At 33.6% G+C, this 24,602-nt stretch carries 22 protein-coding genes; 14 read left to right on the top strand and 8 right to left on the bottom strand.

Features of this window, described 5'->3' with window-relative positions; genetic code table 11:
- The first annotated feature begins 27 nt into the window (after nt 1-27).
- Genes hemE through ACN5J3_RS01280 form a run of 9 tightly spaced genes read left to right on the top strand, consistent with a single transcriptional unit; the run spans nt 28 to nt 8,313 of the window.
- Nucleotides 28-1,053, top strand: coding sequence for a uroporphyrinogen decarboxylase (gene hemE / locus ACN5J3_RS01320; RefSeq protein WP_418510500.1), 1,026 nt, complete (start codon nt 28-30; stop codon nt 1,051-1,053).
- 5 nt (nt 1,054-1,058) lie between these two features.
- On the top strand, nt 1,059-1,592 hold the full coding sequence (locus ACN5J3_RS01315; protein WP_418510499.1) for a GNAT family N-acetyltransferase: 534 nt from the start codon (nt 1,059-1,061) through the stop codon (nt 1,590-1,592).
- Between the two features lie 27 nt (nt 1,593-1,619).
- Nucleotides 1,620-2,909, top strand: a complete 1,290-nt coding sequence (nhaA, locus tag ACN5J3_RS01310) for a Na+/H+ antiporter NhaA (protein WP_418510498.1) — start codon at nt 1,620-1,622, stop codon at nt 2,907-2,909.
- Between the two features lie 2 nt (nt 2,910-2,911).
- Nucleotides 2,912-3,820, top strand: coding sequence for an oxygen-dependent coproporphyrinogen oxidase (gene hemF / locus ACN5J3_RS01305; RefSeq protein ID WP_344727207.1), 909 nt, complete (start codon nt 2,912-2,914; stop codon nt 3,818-3,820).
- 11 nt (nt 3,821-3,831) lie between these two features.
- Entirely contained in the window at nt 3,832-4,821 is a 990-nt protein-coding gene (hemB, locus tag ACN5J3_RS01300) for a porphobilinogen synthase (RefSeq protein WP_418510497.1), read from the top strand.
- Nucleotides 4,822-4,846: 25 nt separating this feature from the next.
- Nucleotides 4,847-5,935, top strand: coding sequence for a CNNM domain-containing protein (locus tag ACN5J3_RS01295; RefSeq protein ID WP_418508880.1), 1,089 nt, complete (start codon nt 4,847-4,849; stop codon nt 5,933-5,935).
- Nucleotides 5,935-6,408 carry a methylated-DNA--[protein]-cysteine S-methyltransferase gene (locus tag ACN5J3_RS01290; RefSeq protein WP_418508879.1) on the top strand — a complete coding sequence of 158 codons (474 nt, stop codon included), beginning with the start codon at nt 5,935-5,937 and terminating at the stop codon, nt 6,406-6,408. The genes ACN5J3_RS01295 and ACN5J3_RS01290 overlap by 1 nt, the downstream gene beginning before the upstream one ends.
- A 35-nt stretch (nt 6,409-6,443) precedes the next feature.
- Nucleotides 6,444-7,595 (top strand): serine hydrolase domain-containing protein, encoded by a 1,152-nt coding sequence (locus ACN5J3_RS01285; protein WP_418510496.1) that lies wholly within the window; start codon nt 6,444-6,446, stop codon nt 7,593-7,595.
- 4 nt (nt 7,596-7,599) lie between these two features.
- Nucleotides 7,600-8,313 (top strand): 3'-5' exonuclease, encoded by a 714-nt coding sequence (locus ACN5J3_RS01280; protein ID WP_418510495.1) that lies wholly within the window; start codon nt 7,600-7,602, stop codon nt 8,311-8,313.
- A gap of 63 nt (nt 8,314-8,376) precedes the next feature.
- On the opposite strand, the gene ACN5J3_RS01275 is transcribed toward ACN5J3_RS01280, so the two are convergent.
- Nucleotides 8,377-10,455, bottom strand: a complete 2,079-nt coding sequence (locus tag ACN5J3_RS01275; protein WP_418510494.1) for a GEVED domain-containing protein — start codon at nt 10,453-10,455, stop codon at nt 8,377-8,379.
- 171 nt (nt 10,456-10,626) lie between these two features.
- Between ACN5J3_RS01275 and ACN5J3_RS01270 the strand changes: the two genes are divergently transcribed.
- Nucleotides 10,627-12,315, top strand: coding sequence for an ABC transporter ATP-binding protein (locus ACN5J3_RS01270; protein ID WP_418510493.1), 1,689 nt, complete (start codon nt 10,627-10,629; stop codon nt 12,313-12,315).
- Nucleotides 12,316-12,713: 398 nt separating this feature from the next.
- Here ACN5J3_RS01270 and ACN5J3_RS01265 read toward each other — a convergent pair whose 3' ends face one another.
- From ACN5J3_RS01265 to ACN5J3_RS01235, 7 genes are all read right to left on the bottom strand, one after another.
- Nucleotides 12,714-13,367 (bottom strand): 3-oxoacid CoA-transferase subunit B, encoded by a 654-nt coding sequence (locus ACN5J3_RS01265; protein ID WP_418510492.1) that lies wholly within the window; start codon nt 13,365-13,367, stop codon nt 12,714-12,716.
- 4 nt (nt 13,368-13,371) lie between these two features.
- Nucleotides 13,372-14,073 carry a CoA transferase subunit A gene (locus ACN5J3_RS01260; protein ID WP_417290802.1) on the bottom strand — a complete coding sequence of 234 codons (702 nt, stop codon included), beginning with the start codon at nt 14,071-14,073 and terminating at the stop codon, nt 13,372-13,374.
- A gap of 70 nt (nt 14,074-14,143) precedes the next feature.
- Nucleotides 14,144-16,495, bottom strand: a complete 2,352-nt coding sequence (locus ACN5J3_RS01255) for a penicillin-binding protein 1A (RefSeq protein WP_418510491.1) — start codon at nt 16,493-16,495, stop codon at nt 14,144-14,146.
- 2 nt (nt 16,496-16,497) lie between these two features.
- On the bottom strand, nt 16,498-16,992 hold the full coding sequence (locus ACN5J3_RS01250; protein ID WP_418510490.1) for a gliding motility lipoprotein GldH: 495 nt from the start codon (nt 16,990-16,992) through the stop codon (nt 16,498-16,500).
- Nucleotides 16,982-18,154 carry a PSP1 domain-containing protein gene (locus ACN5J3_RS01245; protein ID WP_417290805.1) on the bottom strand — a complete coding sequence of 391 codons (1,173 nt, stop codon included), beginning with the start codon at nt 18,152-18,154 and terminating at the stop codon, nt 16,982-16,984. Before ACN5J3_RS01245 ends, ACN5J3_RS01250 begins: the two co-directional genes overlap by 11 nt.
- Before the next feature lie 119 nt (nt 18,155-18,273).
- Nucleotides 18,274-19,278, bottom strand: a complete 1,005-nt coding sequence (locus tag ACN5J3_RS01240; RefSeq protein WP_417290806.1) for a radical SAM protein — start codon at nt 19,276-19,278, stop codon at nt 18,274-18,276.
- A complete protein-coding gene (locus ACN5J3_RS01235) occupies nt 19,279-20,349 on the bottom strand; it encodes a rhodanese-related sulfurtransferase (RefSeq protein WP_418510489.1) in 1,071 nt (356 codons plus the stop codon).
- A gap of 456 nt (nt 20,350-20,805) precedes the next feature.
- On the opposite strand from ACN5J3_RS01235, the gene recA reads away from it, so the two are divergent.
- The 4 genes from recA to ACN5J3_RS01215 all read left to right on the top strand — a co-directional run bounded on the left by recA (nt 20,806) and on the right by ACN5J3_RS01215 (nt 24,554).
- Complete coding sequence (recA, locus tag ACN5J3_RS01230; protein WP_344727175.1) at nt 20,806-21,807, top strand: recombinase RecA; 1,002 nt, start codon at nt 20,806-20,808, stop codon at nt 21,805-21,807.
- 109 nt (nt 21,808-21,916) lie between these two features.
- Nucleotides 21,917-22,327, top strand: coding sequence for a hypothetical protein (locus ACN5J3_RS01225; RefSeq protein WP_417290808.1), 411 nt, complete (start codon nt 21,917-21,919; stop codon nt 22,325-22,327).
- A 28-nt stretch (nt 22,328-22,355) separates the two neighbouring features.
- On the top strand, nt 22,356-22,901 hold the full coding sequence (locus tag ACN5J3_RS01220; protein ID WP_418510488.1) for an RNA polymerase sigma factor: 546 nt from the start codon (nt 22,356-22,358) through the stop codon (nt 22,899-22,901).
- Entirely contained in the window at nt 22,902-24,554 is a 1,653-nt protein-coding gene (locus ACN5J3_RS01215; protein ID WP_418510487.1) for a hypothetical protein, read from the top strand.
- The last annotated feature ends 48 nt before the right edge of the window (nt 24,555-24,602 follow it).

The following is a 24,602-nucleotide window of genomic DNA, read 5'->3' as shown; positions in this document are numbered from 1 at the left end:
GCAACAACATAATATTTCAGATAAATTATGATTAAAAACGATTTATTTTTAAGAGCCTTAAAAGGCGAAACTGTTAGTCGTCCGCCTGTATGGATGATGCGTCAAGCCGGGCGCTATTTACCTGAATTTATCGCAATTCGTGAAAAATATGATTTTTTTACGCGTTGTCGCACACCAGAATTAGCAAGTGAAATCACCGTACAACCTATAAGACGCTATGGTATGGATGCAGCTATATTATTCAGTGACATTCTGGTTATTCCTCAAGCTATGAATATTGAGGTGCAAATGAAACCTAACTTTGGACCATATCTACCAAACCCTGTTAGAACACAAAAAGATGTAGACAATGTTATTGTTCCTGATGTCACTGTAGAACTAGACTATGTATACCAAGCTATAAAAGCAACAAAAGAACTTTTAAACAACGATATTCCTCTTATTGGTTTTGCAGGATCTCCTTGGACTATTTTATGCTACTGCGTACAAGGTCAAGGAAGCAAAAATTTTGACAAAGCCAAAGAGTTTTGTTTTACAAATCCAGTAGCTGCACATCAATTGCTTCAAAAAATAACAGATACTACCATCGCTTATTTAAAAGAAAAAGTAAAAGCTGGTTGTAATGCAGTGCAAGTCTTTGATTCTTGGGGCGGCATGCTGTCTCCTACCGATTATCAAGAATTTTCATGGCAATACATCAATCAAATCATTGAGGCGTTAAAAGACGATGCACCTGTAATTGCTTTCGGAAAAGGTTGTTGGTTTGCTCTTAATGACATGGCAAAATCTAATGCATCTGCTTTAGGCGTTGACTGGACGTGTTCAGCAAGAAATGCACGTTATTTAACAGGCGGAAATATTACATTACAAGGGAATTTTGACCCATCAAGGCTATTATCACCACCTGCTGAAATTAAAAAAATGGTACATCAAATGATTGATGAGTTTGGCAAAGACAAATATATCGTAAATTTAGGCCACGGTATTTTACCAAACATTCCTTTAGATCATGCTAAAGCATTTATTGACGCCGTTAAAGAATATAATGCCTAAAACTTATGTTAAGCGCTGAAACATTTTATCTAGCCCCACTTAACCTAGACGATGCTTCTAGCTTAAACAGTTTGATGATTTCAAACGGCAAAAGATTTCAAGCTTATTTACCAAAAACCCTTGAGCAAAATATTTCTAAAAGCGCTTCAAAAGCTTATATTTCAAAGAAACAAAAAGAAATAAAAGAACAATCAGAATTTACATTTGCAATAAAAGACAAAGACACGCATAATGTTGCTGGGCTAGTTATCCTTAAAAATTTAGACTGGAACAAAAAACAAGGCGAGTTCGCTTATTGTTTAGGGTCAAAATATTCTGGTAATGGTTGGATGACCAAAAGTATAAAAGCAGCAAAAGCTTATGCGTTTGATGAATTAGGATTAGAAACCCTTCAAATTATTATTCATAAAACCAATAAAACAAGTATTCGTGTCGCCGAACGCAATGGATTTACCTGGAAACAAACGCTAGAAAAAGAATATGTTACCGGAAAATCTACGTTAGATATGGAACTTTATGAATCTAAAAAACAGACTTAATCCAAATTTTATAAAAGGACATAAATCATGACTGAAAAAACTTTACTATCTCCATTTCAAAAATTTGTAAAAATTGAAAGCTTTGGTGGTCTTCTACTTGTTATAGCCACTATTTTAGCTCTTGTCTGGTCAAATTCGCCATTTTCTGAAAGCTACACATCGCTTTGGGATTATAAAATTGGTTTTACAACAGAAGCTTTTGAACTCAACAAACCAGTCATATTATGGATAAATGATGGTTTAATGGCTGTGTTTTTTTTCTTAATTGGTTTAGAAATAAAACGTGAGTTTTTAATTGGTGAACTTAATTCTCCTAAAAAAATAGGCTTTCCTTTAATTGGTGCTTTTGGTGGTATGGCCATACCTGTGCTATGCTTCTTTTTATTCAATAACAACCCTGAAACACAAAATGGCTGGGGAATTCCTATGGCAACCGACATTGCTTTTTCTTTAGCAATACTAACCGCTTTAGGCAAAAGAATTCCATTGGCATTAAAAGTGTTTTTAACAGCATTTGCTATAGTTGATGATTTAGGCGCAGTTCTAGTTATTGCTATTTTCTATAGCAGCTCTATAAAGTTTAGTCTTTTAGGTGTTGCTTTATTGCTTTTAGCCTTTTTATACATATTATCATATCGAGGTTTTTACTCAAAATTTTTCACTATAAGTCTAGGTATTGTAATCTGGGTGCTATTCTTAAAATCAGGCATACATCCAACTTTAGCCGGTGTATTATTGGCTTTTTCGGTGCCTATTAGACAAAAAATAAACACTCCTGAATTTATTGATAACCTTGTTAAAATTACAACAAACATCAAACAAGCAAGTGTTCTTAACAAGCCTATTTTATCCAAAGAACAAATTCAGCAAATTGATGATTTAGAAGATTGGACATACAAATATCAATCTCCATTACAACAAATTGAACACAATTTACATGATTGGGTTGCTTACTTTATTATTCCTGTTTTTGCCTTTGCAAATGCTGGTGTTATAATTAATAGTTCTGAACCACTTGAAATAAATTTAGTAACAGCAATTGTCGCAAGTTTAGTTTTAGGAAAAAGCATTGGTATTACATCATTTGTAGTGTTAGCAAATAAAATCAAGCTGATTAATATACCTTCAGAAATTTCAATATGGCATATTATTGGCGTGTCTTTTTTAGCTGGTATCGGATTTACTATGTCAATATTTATAGCTGGGTTAGCCTTTGTAGGAGAAACAGCTAATATAAACTCTGCTAAAATTGGTATTTTAATAGGTTCGCTAATTTCAGCTATTATAGGATACCTCATATTGCGATTTAAAAAATAGTTATGAAAACTGCATTTTATCAATACATACAAGACTTACAAGACACAATTACATCAAAACTTGAAGCTATAGATGGAAAGTCTAGCTTTCAAGAAGATATATGGAAACGCCCTGAAGGTGGCGGCGGAAGAACCCGTGTGATTGAAAACGGAGCTGTTTTTGAAAAAGGAGGCGTAAATATCTCTGGCGTTCACGGTAAATTACCCGAAAGTATGCAAGCTTACTTTAATGTAAAAGATGCTGATTTTTTTGCCTGCGGATTAAGTTTGGTTTTACACCCTAAAAACCCTATGGTTCCTACTGTTCATGCCAATTGGCGATATTTTGAAATGTACAATGCTAATGGCGATATTGTAGACCAATGGTTTGGTGGTGGACAAGATTTAACACCTTACTATCTCTTTGAAGAAGATGCCAAACATTTTCATCAGGTTTGTAAAACAGCCTGCGATAACCACAACCCTGAATTTTACCCAAAATACAAGGCTCGTTGTGATGAGTATTTTTTTAACACGCATCGTAATGAAGCTCGTGGTATTGGCGGTTTGTTTTTTGATTATTGCAAAGCAACCGAAGAAATGAGCATGGAAAATTGGTATAATTTTGTAACTGAAGTTGGAAACAGCTTCCTTGAAGCTTATGTACCAATTGTTGAAAAACGCAAAGATTTACCATATACAAAACAACAACGTGATTGGCAAGAAATTCGTCGCGGTCGCTATGTAGAATTTAACCTTGTTCATGATAAAGGAACATTATTTGGATTAAAAACCAATGGTCGTATTGAAAGCATATTAATGAGTTTACCACCACATGTACAATGGGCTTACAACCACCATCCAGAACCTGATAGCGAAGAAGAAAAATTAATTAAAATACTTAAAAACCCTGTAAATTGGGTTAGCAAATAAAAACCACAACCATGTATCCTTTAAAAAGAAACAGACGATTAAGAACCAACGAAGCTATACGCTCTCTTGTTCGTGAAACCATAATATCTCCAAACGATTTTTTAGTACCGCTATTTGTTGTTGAAGGAAAAGACGTAAAAGAAGAAATTCCTTCTATGCCAAATTACTACCGTTATAGTTTAGATTTACTTCAAAATGAAGTAAAAGAACTATGGAAACTTGGTTTAAAATCTGTATTGCTATTTGTAAAAGTTCCTGACAACTTAAAAGACAATAAAGGCACCGAAGCTCTTAACCCTAATGGCTTAATGCAACGCGCCATAAAAACAGTTAAAAATGCTTGTCCTGACATGCTAGTTATGACAGACGTAGCTCTTGATCCTTACTCGGCTTATGGACATGATGGTATTATAGAAAACGGTGTAATTTTAAATGATGAAACCGTTGATGTTTTAGCTGAAATGAGTCTATCTCATGCAAAAGCTGGAGCCAATTTTGTTGCTCCTAGCGATATGATGGATGGTCGCATATTAAGCATTCGTGAACTTTTAGAAGATGAAGGTTTTACAAACACAGGCATTATGAGTTATTCAGCAAAATACGCTTCGGCTTTTTATGGTCCTTTTCGTGATGCTTTAGATTCAGCTCCTGTAGATATGATTGATATCCCAAAAGACAAAAAAACTTACCAAATGGATTATGCCAATCGTTTTGAAGCTATAAGAGAAACCGAAATGGATATTGATGAAGGCGCTGATATTGTTATGGTAAAACCTGGACTTTGCTATTTAGATATTGTTAGAGAAATCAAAAATGAGGTTGATGTTCCTGTTGCTGTTTATCAAGTATCAGGTGAATATGCTATGCTTAAAGCTGCTGCTGAAAAAGGCTGGCTAGACCATGATGCCGTAATGCTAGAACAAATCACAGCTATTAAACGTGCTGGTGCAGATATCATTGCAAGCTATTTTGCTAAAGACGTTGTGAAATTGATTTCGTAACTTCGTAAAAAATCAAAACAAACTTATGGGTGCACTCATTTTTTGGGCTACTATTTCTATCTTTTTCTCATTCATGTGTTCTATTCTAGAAGCTGTGCTTTTAAGTATCACACCAACATTTATAAATATTAAAAAACAAGAAGGCAAAGCCTACGCCAATATTCTTGAAGATTTAAAAAAAGATGTTGACAAACCTCTTATTTCAATTCTAACATTAAACACTATTGCACATACATTAGGCGCTATGATGGTTGGAATTGAAGCTGAAAAGCTACCTTACAAAATAGAGCTATTCGGTATTAATACCGTTGGAGTCGTTTCTGCTATTATGACATTATTAATCTTAATCGCTTCAGAAATTATACCAAAAACCATAGGTGCAACTTACTGGAAAAAACTAGCAAATTTCACATCAAAAGCCCTAACCGTATTAATTTTTCCTTTAAAATGGTCAGGTATTCTTTGGCTACTTCAATTGACCACAAAACTTATTGGTGGCAAAGGACATCATGGTAGTGTTTTAAGTCGTGAAGACTTTCATGCAATGACTAATCTCGCTGAAGAAAAAGGTGTTTTTTTAGAATCTGAAAGTAAAGTGATAAAAAACATGCTAACGTTTAAAGACGTTCAAGCAAAAGATATTATGACACCTAGAACCGTCATGAAAATTGAAAACGAATCAGAAACCATTGAGAACTTTTTTAATAAAAACTCTAACGTTAGGTTTTCTCGTATTCCTGTATATAACGATAATTCCGACAATATTTCTGGTTTAGTTCTAAAAGATGAAATCTTTAAAGAAATGGCTTTTGGTAATGGTGACAAAAAACTAGCTGATATAAAAAGAAATATTATCATCATAAACCGTTCAATGCCTATACCAAGACTTTTTGAGCAATTGGTTGAAAGTAAAAATCATATGGCGCTTGTGGTAGATGAATACGGTTCTGTAAGCGGTTTAGTAACTATGGAAGATGTTATTGAAACGCTTCTTGGTATGGAAATTATGGATGAAAGCGATAATATTCCAGACTTGCAACTACTTGCTAGACGTAGCTGGGAAACCAGAGCTAGAAGACTCGGTCTAATTAATGACGAAAACACAAATCAATAATGGAAAGTTGCATCATAAATAGCCCTTTAGGGTTTACCAAAATTACTGGTGATGCAAACGGAATTGCTTCAGTTTCTGTATTAAACTCTGAAGAAACCATAACCTCCATTGTTCCTGAAGTTTTAGAAGATTGTGTCTATCAACTCAATGAATACTTTAACGGAACACGAGAAAATTTCGATTTAAATTTAAATCCTCAAGGCACTGACTTTCAGAAAACTGTTTGGAATGCATTGCTTAAAATTCCATTTGGGAAAACAACAACGTATTTAGCTCTCTCAAAACAACTAGGAGACCCAAAAGCAATTCGTGCTGTTGCCAATGCAAACGGGAAAAACCCTATTTGGATAATCATTCCATGTCACCGTGTAATAGGTAGCGATGGAAGCTTAACAGGTTATGCCGGCGGCTTGCATAGAAAAAAATGGTTGCTAGAACATGAAAGCCCTTATAAGCAACAGCGCTTGTTTTAATTTTTTGTTTATATTTAATAAACTAAAAAAACTAAATGAAATTCCTTAAAACTCTCCTGAAATGGGTCGTTATTCTATTTGGCCTCCTTATCATTGTACTTTACATTACTGATACTGATTATCTTATAAAAGCCGTAAGAACCATTTACATGAAAGGCTACACGACAGCCTATCTTGAAGATTACAAGCACTTTGACAATCAACCATTAGAGATTGACAGACCACAGGCTTGGCCTAATCATAAAGACTATAATTCTGTAAAAGAAACCGAAAAACTTTCTGAAACCAATAAGCAAAATGGTACTATCGCTTATGTTATTATAAAAAACGATAGTATTTGGTTTGAAAACTATTATGATGGATTTGATGAAAACTCAAAAAGCAATTCCTTTTCTATGGCAAAAAGCTATGTTTCTGCTTTGCTTGGAAAAGCCATTATGGATGGCTACATAAAAAACCTTGACCAACCTGTTTGTGATTTTATACCTGAATTTTGTGACGGAAAAGCAGCAAAAATGACCGTTGGCGATTTATCTAGCATGGCATCAGGAACCAACTGGGACGAACGCTACTATTCTCCTTTTTCAATAACAACTCGCGCTTATTTTGATGATGATTTAACCAAAGTTATGACTGGATTAAAAGTTGTAAACGAGCCTGGAACGGCTTACAAATATGCTAGTGGTGACACACAAATGCTAGCCATTGTTATAGAACGTGCAACAGGAAAAAAACTTTACAACTACCTTACTGAAAGCTTCTGGAAACCTTTAGGAAGCAAAAACCAAGCTTTATGGCAAGTAGATAGCGAAGATCATGATTTAGTAAAAGCCTATTGCTGTATAGCAAGTAACGCTAAAGATTTTGCCCGTATGGGAAAACTATATAAAGACCACGGAAAGTGGTATGGAAAACAATTGCTAGACTCTGCCTTTATAGCAAAATCTATCAAACCGAGATTTAAAGCAAGTCCAGAATACGGTTACGGTTGGTGGCTAAAGAATGTTGAAGATAAGCACTTTTTTATGATGCGTGGTCATTTAGGACAATACGTTATTGTTGAGCCAAATGACAATGTGATTATAGTACGTTTAGGACACTCTAAAGGTCCAGGAGATGCCGTTGCTACTTTTACACCAGATATTTCCACATACATTGAGGAAGCATATAAAATGCTAGAAAAGTAAAATTATGATTTCTAAACTTAATCTTGAAAATATTCTATTTCTGGACATTGAAACCGTTCCGGAAAAACAACATTTTTCAGATTTAGATGAAACCAAGCAAGCGCTTTGGGAAGTTAAATCTCAATATCAGCGAAAAGACGAATATACAGCCGAAGCATTTTATGACCACGCTGGTATTTGGGCTGAATTTGGTAAAATTGTCTGTATTTCAGTTGGCTATTTTAAAATGCAAGGTGACATCAGAACTTTTAGAGTAACATCCTTTCATGGTGATGAAATAAAAATTTTAAAAGATTTTAAAAACTTATTAATTACTCATTTTAGTCAAAACAAACACCTACTATGTGCTCATAATGGAAAAGAGTTTGATTTTCCATACATTGCCCGCAGGATGATTGTTCACAATATTGAACTGCCTTATAAACTTAACCTCTTTGGAAAAAAACCTTGGGAAGTACCTCATCTAGACACATTAGAACTATGGAAATTTGGCGATTATAAAACCTATACATCACTAAAACTATTAACTAATGTATTGGGTATACCTTCACCAAAAGATGACATAGACGGAAGCGAAGTTTATAATGTTTATTATGAAGAAAATGATATAGATCGTATTATTACCTATTGCGAAAAAGACACCATTGCTGTTGCTCAAATATTTTTAAGACTTCGAGGTGACTCATTACTTCACGACAATGAAATAACTCATATTTAACCAATATGTATAAATAAAAAAAGTCCAGATTTTTCAATCTGGACTTTTTGAAAATAGAACAACCTATTCTTTTATAAATCGTTTTGTTTTTGTTTTCTCTCCTATTTGTAACTGAATCATATACATACCATTATTCAATTCTGATACATTTATAGCATCTGTATACGAACCACTTAAAACAACTTGACCAAGCATATTTATTACCTTATAGCTTTGCGCTTCTAATCCGTTTAAAGACACATTTAGCGTTTGTTTTGCAGGATTAGGATATATTTTAAATATATCATCATATACGCTAGCTACAATGGTTCCAGCTTCTCTAGAAGCTCCTCCAACACAGAAATTGGTTGTTTGAGAACTCGAGAACGATCCACCACTTGCTAAAGTTGTACCTCCATCAGTTAATGCATAAGATCCATTGCCATAAGAGCAACACATACCATCGCCATAAGCATCATTCATTACTAGAGAATAACATCCTGCTGGTAAATCTACATCAATACTTAATGTTGATCCGTCTGCTTGAGAACCATAAGTTCCACCTAAAGCTACAGTTGAGCCTCCACTTAAAATAGACCAAGAAGTTTCTTCAGGGTAATTATCAAAGTTTAACGTTAAGGTTACTGTTGTGTCTCCTCCAGAACTTCCGCCATTAACAATATTTACAGTATAATCCTCAACTTCACCATAACTAAATGCTTCACATGATGATGGAATACCATTATATTTCATAGATACACGCATTCTTGTTTCTCCTTCTAATACAGAATTTGGAACTGTAAAATTACCACTTACAGGTGTCGTTGTTGTCGCTGACCTTGTCCAAACTTGCTCTCCTGAATCTGTAAAATCTCCATCTTGGTTATAATCAACCCAAACAGCATAGCCTTCGTTATAAACTGTTCCAGTCCAAGTTGGTGTTACTGTTACTGTATATGTATCATTTTTAGATAAATCTGTTGCTGTTGAAGTAAAATCTGAATAGAATTGTGCTCCAGATGGATTATTAATAGTTCCTAACTGTACTCTAGAAATATATTCATCATTAACATTATTACCTTGAGAGTCGCAGTATTGAACACCTGTTTGACATGGTTGACATGATGAACCGCCACAATCTACACCAGTTTCATCTCCATTTTGAATACCATCAGAGCATGTTGGTGTTGTTCCGCCACCGCCACACTTATCTGATAAAGCTAAACTTCTTCTAGCTCCTCCAGCTTCTAGCACAGCTCGCATTCTATTTTTTTGCCCTAAAGTGAATAGATTCATACAAGAATCATCACTATAGTCCATATAGTTCTGAACCATATCAGTAGAACTACAAGATGTATGACCTGTAGCACAACCATAGTTAGCCGCATCTGATGCTGGTGTATCAGAAACAAAATCATCATATCCACAAGGACCATCTCCCCATATATGGCGTAAGTTTAAAAAGTGACCCACTTCATGCGTTGTTGTTCTACCTAAATCAAAAGGCGCTGAAACAGCTCCTGTTCTACCAAAATAATTATACGCCATTACCACACCATCAGTTGAAGCGCTTCCTCCAGGAAATTGAGCATAACCTAAAATTGTTCGTCCTGAATCTGTCATTTTAGGAACAATCCACATATTTAAATACTGTGATGTATCCCAAGGATCAACTCCTCCTTGCGATGTTTTTTTCATATCATCGCTAGTTCCCCAATCCTGTCTTGTTGTAGATTTTCTAGTAATACCTGTTGTTGTATTACCATTCGGATCTACAGTAGCTAAACAAAATTGAATTTCAGTATCAGCAGCTTGAGACCATGTATTGTCTGCATCAGCATTTGTTCTACCAAAATCTTCATTTAATACATCTATTTGAGATTGAATTTGAGCAACACTTATATTTTCTGTACTATTGCGATATAGTACATGAACAACAACAGGAAGTGTAATTATAGAACCATCTATTCTATTCATTTCTGTGCTCATTTGCTGAATCTTGGCTTGCGTAAAATCTTCAATTTCCTGCATTTTTCTCTCTAATTCAGGGTTTTGCTGTTTTCGTTGTTCAAGATTCTCCATGGTTGCACATTTTCGCTCTTGAGCAAAAACTGAAGCCAACATAAGAAAAAACACAATTGATAAAGTAAAGTTTTTTTTCATAATAATTTGCTATTTAATTAATACTTTTATTGATAATTATTCAATGAAACTATTAAAATAGCAACCAAATAAAAATTTAACGATAACGTTTTCGATAAACGGCTTTCAATTATTAAATTCTTACGGAAAAGCCGTAACTTAAATACAGAAAATGACTACATTTACATTGTTATGAATAACGAAATACTCTCTATAAAAAACCTTTCAATTTCTATTTTATCAAACAAAATTGAAAAGGATATTATTCATAACATTTCTTATCATTTAAACAAAAATGAAATTCTTGGTGTTGTTGGAGAATCTGGCTCAGGTAAATCTATATCTTCATTGGCTATTTTAGGTTTGCTACCTAAAGGTGTTTCTAAAATCACCAATGGTTCTATACTATATGAGGGTAAAGATTTGACATCGCTTTCTTCTAAAAATTATGAAGCCTTAAGAGGAAAGGATATTGCAATGATTTTTCAGGAACCTATGAGCTCACTAAATCCCTCTATGACATGCGGAAACCAAGTTATAGAGATTTTACTGTTGCACACCAAGCTTACTAGAAAAGAAGCTAAAGACAAAACATTAGACCTATTTGCAAAGGTTAAACTACCTGAACCTCAAAGGGTTTTTAAAGCTCACCCTCATGAAATTTCTGGCGGACAGAAACAACGTGTTATGATTGCTATAGCTATTGCCTGCAAACCTAAAATTTTAATTGCTGATGAACCTACTACAGCACTTGATGTTACTGTACAAAAAGAAATTATATCTCTTTTGAAAGAACTACAGTCTCAAGAAGGCATGAGTGTTATTTTTATTTCTCATGATTTAGCCTTGGTGTCTGAAATATCAGACCGTGTGTTGGTTATGTATCAAGGCAAAATTGTTGAACAAGGTGATGTGTTAGAAATTTTTAATAACCCTAAACATAGCTACACTAAAGCATTAATAAACTCTAGACCTTCACTAGACGTAAGGTTAAAAAAACTTCCTACCATAGCTGACTTTATGAATAAAACCGCTAGTACTGAAATCATTTCAAATGAAGATCGTAAAAGTTATCATAAAACACTTTACAGCAAAAAACCATTACTAGAAATACAAAACCTTGAAAAAACTTATATTTCAAAATCTGGTATTTTCGGAAAAAAATCATCGTTTAAGGCTGTAAACAATGTGAGTTTTAAATTATATGAAGGTGAAACACTTGGTTTAGTTGGCGAATCTGGCTGTGGAAAATCTACATTAGCAAACACCATATTACAACTAGATAAAGCCAGCTCTGGACATATTTTTTATAAAGGTATCGATATTACAACACTCTCAAAAAAGAGTGTGAGAAACTTGCGCAAAGATATTCAGATTATTTTTCAAGATCCGTATGCGTCATTAAACCCAAGGCTTTCTGTAGGACGCGCTATTCAAGAGCCTATGAAAGTTCATGGCATTGGCACTAATAGTGAGCAACGAAAACAACTTGTTATTGATTTACTTAATAAAGTTGGTCTTGATGAAACATATTATGATAGATACCCTCATGAGTTTTCAGGAGGACAAAGACAACGTATTGGCATTGCCAGAACGATTGCCTTGCAACCTAAAATTATTATTTGCGACGAGTCTGTTTCTGCATTAGATATATCTGTACAAGCACAAGTTTTAAACTTATTAAACTCTCTAAAAGAAAATTTTGGGTTTACATATATATTTATATCTCACGATTTAGCTGTAGTAAAATATATGTCTGACCAACTCATTGTAATGAATAAAGGTGAAATTGAAGAAAAAAATGATGCTGATACAATCTATGCCTCTCCTAAAAAAGACTATACCAAAAAGTTAATTCATGCCATCCCAAAAGGATTATAGCATGAATAATTTTTTAGTTAAATACAAAAGGCTTTTAAAAAAGTGCTTTGTATGGTTTAAATTCCCATAAATTTTACTCTCATAACGTGTAGGTTGTTCAGGTAGATTTGAGGCAAAATTCATAAGTACGTTTATGGTAGATTTGGAGTTTGCTAAATATTTAACTTATAATAGATTTGGGACAAATTATAATTTAAACTTTAAACAAATGTTTATTGTTCGATTTGGTTTTGCTAATATGAAACAAATTTCAAAAAAAACAGTCAAAACACATAAAAAATCGATGAAATGCGTTTTATTTTAACATTTAAAAACAATAAACATGGTTTTTCCTACAAAAAAGTGATGCAACTACATAAAAAAACCACTTTTAAAAAAGTGGTTTTAAAACTAAATTTTTATAATGTCATTTCGGGTATTTCTCCTTCAACTATCAGAACTCCTTCTGTTGCGTTTTTAATATCATCTACAGATACACCTGGCGCTCTTTCTAATAATTTAAATCCTTTGTCAGTAACTTCAATAACAGCAAGGTTGGTAACTATCTTTTTTACACAGCCTACGCCTGTTAATGGCAAACTACATTGTTTAAGTAATTTTGATTCACCTGCTCTATTTGTATGCATCATAGCAACAATTATATTCTCTGCACTTGCAACCAAATCCATGGCACCTCCCATACCTTTTACCATTTTACCTGGTATTTTCCAGTTTGCAATGTCTCCATTTTCAGCAACTTCCATAGCTCCTAAAATGGTTAAGTCTACATGTTTTCCTCTAATCATAGAGAAACTCATAGATGAATCAAAAAAACTAGCACCTGGTAAAGTTGTAATTGTTTGTTTTCCTGCATTTATAATATCTGCGTCTTCATCTCCTTCAAAAGGAAAAGGTCCCATACCAAGCACACCATTTTCACTCTGAAACTCAACTTCAATATCGTCTCTTACATAGTTAGCAACCAATGTAGGAATCCCAATTCCTAAATTTACATAAAAGCCATCTTGAACTTCTTTTGCGATACGCTTTGCTATTCCGTTTTTATCTAACATAGTATTAATTTCTTTGTCTTACAGTTCGTTGTTCAATACGTTTCTCATAATTTTCACCTTGAAAAATTCTCTGAACAAATATTCCAGGAATATGAATTTCATTCGGGTTTAACTCTCCTACAGGCACAAGTTCTTCTACTTCAGCAACCGTTATTTTTGCAGCACCGCACATGGCTGGGTTAAAGTTTCTGGCAGTACCCTTAAAAATTAAGTTTCCTGCTAAATCTCCTTTCCAAGCTTTTACAAAAGAAAAATCAGCTTCAAACGCTTTCTCTAGCACATACATTTTACCATTGAATTCTCTCGTTTCTTTTCCTTCGGCTACTTCAGTTCCATAGCCAGCTGGTGTATAAAATGCTGGAAAACCTGATTGTGCAGCACGACAACGCTCAGCAAGGGTACCTTGAGGTATAAGCTCTACATCAAGCTCTCCGCTTAACATTTGTCTTTCAAACTCATCATTTTCGCCTACGTAAGACGATATCATTTTATCGATTTGTTTTTTATGTAATAATAATCCCAAACCAAAATCATCTACACCTGCATTATTTGAAATACAAGTAAGCCCTTTTATGTTCATTTTTACCAATTCTGAAATGGCATTTTCAGGAATACCACACAATCCAAAACCGCCAAGCATAAAGGTCATGTTGTCTTTAACGCCTTTAAGTGCTTCGGTTACATTGGCTACTTTTTTATTGATCATTTTATATTGTTTTTGCTAGTGGAAAAATACGAAATAAAAAAGCCATTCAAAAATGAATGGCTTTGGTTTTTTAAAAATCTAATTCATCAGGAACCTCTTCAGTGGGAAGCGAACCTGAATTCTCATTAGGATCATAATTGTCGCAATCTACCTCGATAGATAGCTCCATAGGAGCTTCAAATTCACCTTTGGACACATTAAGTTCTTCGTCCTCATAACAAGCTTTCATATATAAACCCCAAATTGGCAATGCCATAGATGCTCCCTGTCCGTAAGTTATGGTTTTAAAATGAGCTGCTCTATCTTCTGCTCCAACCCAAACACCTGTAACTAAATTTGGCACCATTCCCATAAACCAACCATCACTTTGATTTTGTGTAGTTCCTGTTTTACCTGCTATAGGATTACTGAAACCATAAGGATAACCTGTGATAATCTCTTTATAAACACCACTTGAAGGCATCCAAGTTCTACGAAGTCTTGCTCCAGAACCGTCCGTTGTTACACCTTCCATAAGTTTTACAGTTACATAAGCTGCTTCAGCACTTAACACATCTCGAGATTCTGGCGTAAACTGATATAAGATTGTACCATTTTTATCTTCAATATGAGTAATCATAACGGGCTTGGTATAAACGCCTTTATTGGCAAAAGTTGCATAAGCTGCTACCATTTCATACACACTTAAATCGGCGGTTCCTAATGCTATAGATGGCACAACTGGAATTTCAGCCTCAACACCCAATTTTTTAGCTAAATCAACAACTGGTTGCGGACCTACTTTATCCATTAATCGTGCTGTAATGGTGTTTACTGAATTTGCTAAAGCTGATTTTAATGTTAAATTCCCGGCGTAATCACCATCAGAGTTTCTTGGTGTCCAAGGTTGCATATTTCCATATTTACCTGCTTCTATCGTGATTTGAGAGCGCGGTAACTCATCACAAGGAGATAAATGTAATTGGTCTATAGCCGTTGCATATACAAATGGTTTAAACGTAGACCCTACTTGACGTTTCCCTTGCTTTACGTGATCGTATTGAAAGTATTTATAATTCATACCGCCAACCCAAGCTTTTACATGACCTGTAAGCGGATCCATAGACATCATTCCTGGTTGTAAAAAAGATTTATAATACCTCATAGAATCCATTGGTTTCATTATGGTATCTATTTCTCCTTTCCAAGAAAAAACAGTCATTTGTGTAGGCTTATCAAATGATGCTATAATTTCTTTATCAGATTTTTTTAAATCATACTTCATATGTCTCCAACGTTCAGATTGGCGCATACTTCGTTTCATTAATGCGTCTATCTGGCTTTGATCTAATTCTAAGAAAGGTGCTGTTGGGTTTCTTTTTGGTGTGTTTTGATGATCAAACTCTGCTTGAAGTCTTGGCATATGCTGTTGTACAGCATCTTCTGCGTAATTCTGCATGCGCGAGTCTATGGTTGTGTAAACTTTTAGTCCATCACCATAAATATCATACTTTGTACCATCTGGCTTTGGGTTTTGCTTCACCCAATCTTTAATAAATGCATCAACATAAGCTCTAAAATATGTTGCAGTACCATCACGATGAGATTGCGGAGTATAGCGTAATCCTAAATCGGTTTTTTGTAATGAGTCTCTTACTTCTTCTGTTATAAAATCATATTTTTCCATTTGAGACAACACAACGTTACGACGGTTTCTTGTTCCTACCGGGTTTCTGTGTTCTCTTGGATTATACAGCGAAGAGTTTTTAAACATTCCTACCAACATGGCAGATTCTTTTAAATCTAAATCTTTTGGTTCTTTATTAAAGTAAATACTGGCTGCAGACCTTATTCCGTCAGCATTATTACCAAAATCATAAATATTAAAATACTGTGCTACAATTTCCTCTTTAGTGTATTGTCGTTCTAATTTTATAGCGATAATCCACTCTTTTATTTTTTGGCTAATTCTTCCTAAAGTGTTTTTAGAACCTTCTCCGTGAAATAATTGTTTTGCTAATTGTTGCGAAATAGTACTTGCGCCACCGCCTTTTCCTAGTTTAAAAATAGCACGAAGTGTTCCGCGAGCATCAATACCAGAATGGCTATAATAACGAGCGTCTTCGGTAGCTATAAGCGCGTTTACTAAATCTTGAGGTAAATCATCATAACTTACCGGTGTTCTGTTATCATTATAATAAATTTTACCAAGGGTTTTTCCGTCAGATGATATAATTTCTGTAGCGAGATTGGTTTTTGGATTTTCTAAAACAGTATGGTCAGGAAGTTCTCCAAAAACGCCCCAAGAGGCTAGTAAAAATAATAATACAACAAAGAAAATACCTGCTAAAAACAGCTTCCAGAACCATTTTATGTAGGGACTAAAATTCTCTTCCTTTTTTGCTTTTGTTTTTGTTTTTTTTGTTTGTGCTTTCTTTGCCATACTTATTTATTATTTTCTGACTTTTCTACTCTAAAACCAATGTCTGTAATTCCCTCAAGCTCAACAACACCATTTACTTTTCCGTTTTCTCTCATTGCTTGCTGGATATTTACGGTATATTCTCCAGACTCATTAAAAACAACACCTTCTTTATACCAAAGTTTGTTTTCTTTTATGTCTGTAAAGCCTGTTCCTAATAGCTCTCCATTAGGTTTAGCCATCTCATACTCTAATGTGTCTTTTACTTTTTTTCCGTGAGGAAAATTCATCTCAACAATAAGAAATAAATTTTTGTATTTGTAATCGTTAGTGTTTCTTAAATTCACAAACAAATTATACGGTTTTATAGAATCAGGTGGTGATATTTTAAAACTTACAACAGAGTCTTTGTGCCAAGTGTTAGGAACAGATTTGTACACATCGTATACGCTTTTAGAATCGCATGAAACTATTGTTATAGCTACTATAAAACACGCTAACAAAATGTTATTTCGCATTCTTTTTTTTGTTTTGAGGTGATCGCTTTTTTCGTTTGTTTCTATTATTTCTACGTTTTCTATTTGATTTTGGATTATCAAAACGTGTTAAACTATCTTGACCAACAACGTTTTCAAACTCAACTTTAGTATCATCTAGTAAACTTGCGGCATATTCTTCTAGGCTTGAAATTTTCTTTTTCTTTTTGTTAAGTTCAACAATTTCTTTAGCCTGTTCTTTTGTTATTTTATGCCAATTTGCCCATTCGCCTTCGTAGGCAAACCACATATGACCTTTAAAAATATCTGTTTTTTGACAAACAGCTGTGCCTTTTTCTGTGTGTAGCTTTACGTCAGATTTTGGAAAGTCTTTTATAGCGTCTAAATAGGTGTCTAACTCATAGTTTAAACAACATTTTAGTTTACCGCATTGCCCTGCAAGTTTTTGCGGGTTTAGAGATAATTGCTGATATCTAGCAGCAGATGTACTTACTGACCTAAAATCTGTTAGCCATGTAGAACAGCATAATTCACGACCACAAGAACCTATACCACCAAGTCTTGATGCTTCTTGCCTAAACCCTACTTGCTTCATTTCTATTCGGGTTTTAAATTCTCTAGCAAAAATTTTGATAAGCTCTCTAAAGTCTACACGCTCTTCTGCTGTATAATAAAACGTGGCTTTACTTGCGTCTCCTTGATATTCAATATCTGATATTTTCATTTGTAATTTTAAGTCTATTGCAAATTGGCGCGCTTTTACCTTCATAGGTTCTTCTTTTTCGCGCGCTGCACTCCAAATATCAATATCTTTTTGAGAAGCTTTTCTGTAAATTTTTAAAATCTCTTCGCTTTTTTCGGATATTTTTTTGCGCTTCATTTGAATACGCACCAACTCTCCGGTAAGAGTAACCATACCTATATCATGGCCTGATTGTGCTTGTGTAGCTACAATGTCACCAATACTTAAGGTTAATTTTTCTGTGTTTTTATAGTAATGTTTTCTTCCGTTTTTAAAACGAACCTCAACCCATTCAAATGGTTTTTCTCCATTAGGTAAAGACATGTTAGATAACCAATCAAAAACTGTTAGTTTATTACAGCTATCGGTACCACAAGTTCCGTTATTTTTACATCCTTTTGGCTGACCATCTTTTCCTGTTGAACAACTTCCACAAGCCATAAATTTTGAATATATTGATTCTGAAAAAAGCTTTTTTCAGAAGACGATTAATAATCTGTTAAAGATGTAAAGATAAGATTATTCTAAAGACTTGAAAAGACTATTTTGAAATAGAGATTTTAATTAAATTCTACTTCGTAGTTTAATCTGTTTGCTAAAGATTTTAATTGTTTTTCAGACTTAAACACATTGGATAACAATTGTTTACTCCAACCTATTTTTTTTGAATATTGATTAAAGCTTTCTGTTTTCCAGTTAAAACCTTCTTTCCAGAATTTTTGGGGTGAGATGTAACAAAAGGTGTAGTCAAAAATAAGACTAGAATTATTTACATCGTTTTTGTTTGGTATAGCATCAGGTGCTAAAAGCGTGATGTTATTTTCTTTACAACGTGCCTTGATGTGATTTATTAATTTGGGATAATCTGCCCTTATTGTTTCTAAATCAAAATCGCTGTACTCGGTATTTCCTATTTTTTGAATAGGCCTTATTTGTAGTATATCAAAGCTCTTACCGTTAAAGTGTTTGAAAAAGTCTTTAAGCTCGTAAAAATTATCCTTATTAAAAGTGTAATTGATGCGGACTTTAAAATTATATTGTGCTTTTAGCTTTTGAAAGGCCTTAAAAGCGTTATGAAATTTTTCATAACTCGCTTTTTTCATAAAGCTTTCATAGCTTTCTTTGTTTACACCATGAAGCGAAATTGTAAACTCGTCTAATCCCGCTTTTAAGAGGGCTTCTATTTTTTCTTCTGTAAGTAAGTTAGCGTTTGTAGTGATTGAGATATAAGGCACTTTGTATTGTTTTCCCAACGCGACAATTTTCACTAAATTTTTATATAAGGTTGGCTCTGTGCCGCAACCTATTTGTAGTTTTAATGCTCGCTTGAAAACTGTTTTTGCTACAAGGTCTATTTCTTCGTCTTTAAACTGCCCTTTTAAAGTTTTTATATAATCAGCATCTGTAAAATAACACATTTTACATCGCAAATTACACGCCATTACCGGATCTAGGTTAACCGCTAAATAACGCATATTAAGTTTATGTAACATAAAGAGCCCTAAAAACTTAATTCTATGACTCTTTATGTTTCTATTTAACTTTAAAAGTTTATAAACGTTCATTTATTGGGTTTTGCTTAAGGTATCAAATATATTCCTTAAGTCTTTTTTATAAGGCAAATGATCTGCGCGTCCTTTCTTAAAAATGTCATTGCTATTTCCTTGCCCTTTTCGTAATGCTTTTTGCTCCTCATGAGGTAAACGGTTTATTTCCATACATGTTGTAGAGCAGCAATTTTCCATTTTTTCTTTACAAGAGTCACATTGTATAAATAGTAAGTGACAAGCTTCGTTAGCACAGTTTGTGTGCATATCAGCAGGTTCTCCACATTGGTGACATTGTGCAATAACGTGATCTGATATGCGTTCAGAACGACGTTGATCAAACACAAAATTTTTACCTAAAAATTTATTTTCCAGTCCTTTTTCTTCAATTTGACGAACGTAATTTATTATACCTCCTTCTAATTGATATACTTGCTTAAAGCCCTTGTGTTTGTAATATGCACTGGCTTTCTCGCAGCGAATTCCACCTGTACAATACATAACTAGTTTTTTATCTTCTTTATGCGCTCTTAAATCTTCTTCTATCAAATCTAAAGATTCTCTAAAAGTATCTACATCAGGAGTAATGGCATTTTTAAAGTGACCTATTTCACTTTCGTAATGATTACGCATATCAACCAAAACAGTATCTGGATCTTCAATAAGTTCATTGAATTTTTCAGCATCAACATGCACGCCTTTGTCTCTTACATCAAAAGTGTCATCATTAAGACCATCTGCTACAATCTTCTCACGCACTTTTACTTTTAGCTTTAAAAAGGCATAGTTATCGTGTTCTACGGCTATATTTAATCGTACATTTTCTAAAAATGAAATGGTATCTAAATGTTCTTTAAAAGCATTAAAATTATCTGCAGGAACAGATAATTGAGCGTTAATGCCTTCAAAAGCCACATAAATTCTACCTAGAACATCTAGTTTGTCCCAAGCTAAAAACATGTGGTTTCTAAAAAGTTCTGGATTACCAATTTTGGCGTATTTGTAGAAAGAGATTGTCAAGCGTTCTTTTCCTGCTTGGTCTATAAGTTCAGCTCTTTCTTTAGCGCTTAAGTTATTGTACAGTTGCATGCTATACTACGTTTTTAAGGTTAAAGATTTATTTTGCTGCAAAGATACTATTTTTAAAACGTTTTAAAGTTTATATAAACAAAAAGCACTTTATGGCTTTCATAAAGTGCTTTAAGTAGACTAACTCGTTATTAATAATTTTTTAATTTATTTTCTAAATTGAAAAAACATTAATAAGAGTTAACCTCCATCGGCTTTACAGTTGCTGTTTATAAAAATAGCAACTGAAACACCTAATGCATTAATACATTTTTTAAAAAATTTCATCTGTTCATTTTTAAATAGTTACTAAAAAAATCAGATAAAATTCACCGTTCTTTACGGTTCATTTCATAGCAAAAGTTTCCCACTTTATTAAGTAGATGCAAAAAGTGTAAAAAGGTTGCGTCATAAAATTGTAAAGTGATAAAAGATGTAGTATTTTAGCATTAATTACACAAGAAAAAATATTGATAGATGAGCAACGAGAAAGAAGCAAAATTAAAAGCACTAAAACTAACTTTAGATAAACTAGACAAAGCCTACGGTAAGGGAACTGTTATGAAAATGAGCGACCAAGCTGTTGTAGATGTAGAAGCAATTTCTTCTGGGTCTTTAGGTTTAGATTTAGCATTAGGCGTAGGTGGTTATCCGCGCGGTCGAGTTATTGAAATTTATGGACCAGAATCTTCTGGTAAAACTACATTAACACTACATGCTATTGCTGAAGCACAAAAATCTGGTGGCATTGCTGCTTTTATTGATGCTGAACATGCGTTTGATAGATTTTATGCTGAAAAATTGGGTGTAGACATTGATAACTTAATAATTTCTCAACCTGATAATGGAGAACAAGCATTAGAAATTGCTGACAACCTAATTCGTTCAGGAGCCATAGATATTGTTGTTGTTGACTCTGTAGCTGCTTTAACACCAAAAAGTGAAATTGAAGGTGAAATGGGAGACTCTAAAATGGGTTTACATGCACGTTTAATGTCTCAAGCCTTAAGAAAACTTACAGCATCTATTAGTAAAACCAACTGTACTGTAATTTTCATTAACCAATTACGTGAAAAAATTGGTGTTATGTTTGGAAACCCAGAAACAACAACAGGTGGTAATGCACTTAAATTTTATGCTTCTGTAAGGTTAGATATACGCCGTTCAACTCAAATTAAAGCAACCGATGGCGAAGTTACAGGAAACAAAACCCGCGTTAAGATTGTTAAAAACAAAGTAGCACCACCGTTTAAAACTGCTGAATTTGATATTATGTATGGCGAAGGCGTTTCTAAAGTTGGAGAAATTTTAGACATCGCTGTAGATTTTGAAATCATTAAAAAAAGCGGTTCATGGTTTAGCTACGGCGACACAAAGCTAGGGCAAGGTAGAGACGCTGTTAAAGCCTTAATAAAAGATAACCCAGAGCTTCAAGAAGAGCTTGAAACTAAAATTAAAGAAGAAATTAAAGCTTCATAATATATTAAAAATCCCGAATTCTTCGGGATTTTTTTATTTTTAAACGCAACCTTTTTACACTTTTTGCATCTTAAGGTTAAAGCATCTATTTTTAAATATAAAAATTAAAATGAAGCGCCTCCTAATCTTGCTTTTTGCCTTAGCAACCTTATTCTCTTGTAGTGTTGGTGATGACTCACCAAATACTTACATGGAAATATTGCCTGTAGAAAGCGCCTCTTTACCTGACGAATTTGAACGCGGAGAAGTTTATGAAATATCATTAACCTATCTTAGAGTCTCAAACTGTCATACCTTTAGTGATATATATTACACTAAAGAAGCCAACAAGCGAACTGTTGCTATTGTTGCAACTGTATTTGTGAATAATGAAAATTGTATATCTAGCAATGATGAATTAGAAACATCATTTAATTTTGAAGTGACAAATTCAGATTCTTATATCTTTAAGTTTTGGCAAGGTGAAGACGAATATGGAGAAGATCAATACTTAATTGTTGAAGTGCCCGTTGTAGATTAATTTATGTTTAACTAATAAATGTAACTATTTGAGTTTAAAACAACTCATACATAAATGCATTAATAATGAGACAAAAGCACAAAGTGAACTATACCAACTCTATTCGAGTAAATTGTTTTCTATATGCTTAAAATACTCTAGAAATTATGCTGAAGCAGAAGATAATCTGCAGGATGCTTTTGTGACTATTTTTAACAAAATATCACAATATAAACACAAAGGTTCTTTTGAAGGCTGGCTAAAACGAATAACTATAAACACCGCGTTACAACGCTATAGAAACCAAGGTGTTTTTGAGATTATTGATGAAAGTAAAATTGAAGTTGTAGAAGTTACTATTGATGATGATTTTGATATTTCAATAGATTTTTTACTACAAATCATTCAAGAATTACCTGATCGTTATAGGTTAGTTTTTAACCTATATGTAATGGATGGCTATTCGCATAAAGACATAGCTGATATGCTAAAAATTACAACAGGAACCTCAAAATCAAACCTAGCTAGAGCTAGAATGATTTTAATAGAAAAAATAGAAGTCTATAAGGCAAGTTTAAACTCACAATCATTATAAATGAGTGATAAAAAACATATTGATAGAATATTTCAAGAAAAACTGAAAGATTTTGAAGCGTCTCCTAATCCTAAAGTTTGGAAAAATATTCAAAATCAACTTAACCAACAAGAACCAAAAACAAAACCAATTTGGCTTCGCTATGCAGCAGTAGCCGCACTGGTCGTTTTATTAGTATCTGTAAGCACGGTATTAATTACCAATCAAATAAGTACTAACAAAACAACCAAAACAACAAATACTAAACAACCGTCAGAGATTAACAATAACGCTGTTATTCCTGAAAAACAAAATACTACCATAACAACTGTAAATCCGAAAGAGACCAAACCTAACAACTCTACTTCTGAAGAAAAATCTTCTTCTAGCAGCATTAATAACACTGTAAAAGATGCGCTTATTGAAAACAAAAGCACCGTTGTTTCTAATAATTCAACAACTAAAGAAACAGACGCAACAACTCGCTACTCTACCCAAAATAAAGCATCTATAAATTCTGATAAAACAGCAAACAGACAAACAACCTTAAATAAAACAAAGAGCAAGAGTAACAACAGTATAACTTCAAGCTCAAAAAATCAGTCAAGTAAAAGTGAGGAACAAATTATTCGTTCTAACAAAGTTATTTCTTCTAATTCTAAAAGAACAATAGCTGACAGTAACGGAAAAGACGTTGGCAACAACACTGATACAAGTATTTCCAAAAACTCATATACAACGGCAACCACAACAGATAACAACAATACAAACAATACATCTACAATCGAAACGACATTTGACTATAACAAAAACACGGTAACTAAAATTTCATCTGAAACAAATAATACTGCTGTTGCTGATTCACTTTTAAGTAAACCTTTAAAAATTGATGAATCATTAACCATAGAAGCTGCTATTGCATTGGCAGAGTTAAAAAACACACCAAAAGAAGAAAAGCTAAAAAACAGGTGGCAAGTTTACCCAAACATTGCTCCAGTTTATTACAACTCTCTGGGCAAAGGTTCTCATTTAGACGATCAGTTTGTATCTAACAATAAAAGTGGTGAAGTAAATACAAGTTATGGTATTAGCGTAAGCTATGCTTTGAGTAAAAAAATTGCAATTAGATCTGGTTTTAATAAGCTAAATTTAAGTTATGATACAGATGGTGTTATTCTTTATGAAACACCTAGTTCTGGAAATCCTGTAAATCCTTTACGAAACATCACCCTTTCTACAGGAAACGAAACATTATCTGCCTTAAGCATGGATAATCTTGGTGTACAAACCGTTGATGACGTTTACAATTATAACGCAGCTATTAGTCAACGTATAAGTTACTATGAAATTCCGCTTGAAGCTCAATATAAACTTGTAAACAATACCCGATTTGGTTTTAATATCATTGGAGGTTTTAGCTCATTTCTATTAAGAGACAATCAAGTATACTCTGAATTTGATGATTACAAAACATACATAGGAGAAGCTAATAACATAAACGATATGAGCTTTAGTGGTAATTTAGGTTTCGGAATTATCTATAAGTTTTCTGAAAAATTTAAATTCAACCTAGAGCCTACATTTAAATATCAGTTTAATGCTTTTGACAATACGTCTGGCAATTTTAAACCCTATATCATAGGTGCATATACCGGGTTTAGTTATAGATTTTAGTTTTTAGGTTGGTTAAAACAGATTTTTGTTATCCCAGACAAAAATCTT

Source organism: Corallibacter sp., from assembly GCF_048381695.1.
Lineage (GTDB): Bacteria > Bacteroidota > Bacteroidia > Flavobacteriales > Flavobacteriaceae > Corallibacter > Corallibacter vietnamensis.
Note: the sequence above shows the minus strand (reverse complement) of the source record. Positions and strands in the feature narration are given on the sequence as shown.

Bases quoted from the DNA above. Each gene is read 5' to 3' on its own strand.
- ACN5J3_RS01315 (WP_418510499.1), top strand. From the start codon at position 1,059: ATGTTAAGCGCTGAAACATTTTATCTAGCCCCACTTAACCTAGACGAT.
- hemF (WP_344727207.1), top strand. From the start codon at position 2,912: ATGAAAACTGCATTTTATCAATACATACAAGACTTACAAGACACAATT.
- ACN5J3_RS01275 (WP_418510494.1), bottom strand. From the start codon at position 10,455: ATGAAAAAAAACTTTACTTTATCAATTGTGTTTTTTCTTATGTTGGCT.
- ACN5J3_RS01265 (WP_418510492.1), bottom strand. From the start codon at position 13,367: ATGTTAGATAAAAACGGAATAGCAAAGCGTATCGCAAAAGAAGTTCAA.
- nhaA (WP_418510498.1), top strand. From the start codon at position 1,620: ATGACTGAAAAAACTTTACTATCTCCATTTCAAAAATTTGTAAAAATT.
- hemB (WP_418510497.1), top strand. From the start codon at position 3,832: ATGTATCCTTTAAAAAGAAACAGACGATTAAGAACCAACGAAGCTATA.
- ACN5J3_RS01280 (WP_418510495.1), top strand. From the start codon at position 7,600: ATGATTTCTAAACTTAATCTTGAAAATATTCTATTTCTGGACATTGAA.
- ACN5J3_RS01240 (WP_417290806.1), bottom strand. From the start codon at position 19,278: ATGAACGTTTATAAACTTTTAAAGTTAAATAGAAACATAAAGAGTCAT.
- ACN5J3_RS01260 (WP_417290802.1), bottom strand. From the start codon at position 14,073: ATGATCAATAAAAAAGTAGCCAATGTAACCGAAGCACTTAAAGGCGTT.
- recA (WP_344727175.1), top strand. From the start codon at position 20,806: ATGAGCAACGAGAAAGAAGCAAAATTAAAAGCACTAAAACTAACTTTA.
- ACN5J3_RS01295 (WP_418508880.1), top strand. From the start codon at position 4,847: ATGGGTGCACTCATTTTTTGGGCTACTATTTCTATCTTTTTCTCATTC.
- ACN5J3_RS01270 (WP_418510493.1), top strand. From the start codon at position 10,627: ATGAATAACGAAATACTCTCTATAAAAAACCTTTCAATTTCTATTTTA.
- ACN5J3_RS01255 (WP_418510491.1), bottom strand. From the start codon at position 16,495: ATGGCAAAGAAAGCACAAACAAAAAAAACAAAAACAAAAGCAAAAAAG.
- ACN5J3_RS01245 (WP_417290805.1), bottom strand. From the start codon at position 18,154: ATGGCTTGTGGAAGTTGTTCAACAGGAAAAGATGGTCAGCCAAAAGGA.
- ACN5J3_RS01290 (WP_418508879.1), top strand. From the start codon at position 5,935: ATGGAAAGTTGCATCATAAATAGCCCTTTAGGGTTTACCAAAATTACT.
- ACN5J3_RS01225 (WP_417290808.1), top strand. From the start codon at position 21,917: ATGAAGCGCCTCCTAATCTTGCTTTTTGCCTTAGCAACCTTATTCTCT.
- ACN5J3_RS01285 (WP_418510496.1), top strand. From the start codon at position 6,444: ATGAAATTCCTTAAAACTCTCCTGAAATGGGTCGTTATTCTATTTGGC.
- hemE (WP_418510500.1), top strand. From the start codon at position 28: ATGATTAAAAACGATTTATTTTTAAGAGCCTTAAAAGGCGAAACTGTT.
- ACN5J3_RS01250 (WP_418510490.1), bottom strand. From the start codon at position 16,992: ATGCGAAATAACATTTTGTTAGCGTGTTTTATAGTAGCTATAACAATA.
- ACN5J3_RS01215 (WP_418510487.1), top strand. From the start codon at position 22,902: ATGAGTGATAAAAAACATATTGATAGAATATTTCAAGAAAAACTGAAA.
- ACN5J3_RS01235 (WP_418510489.1), bottom strand. From the start codon at position 20,349: ATGCAACTGTACAATAACTTAAGCGCTAAAGAAAGAGCTGAACTTATA.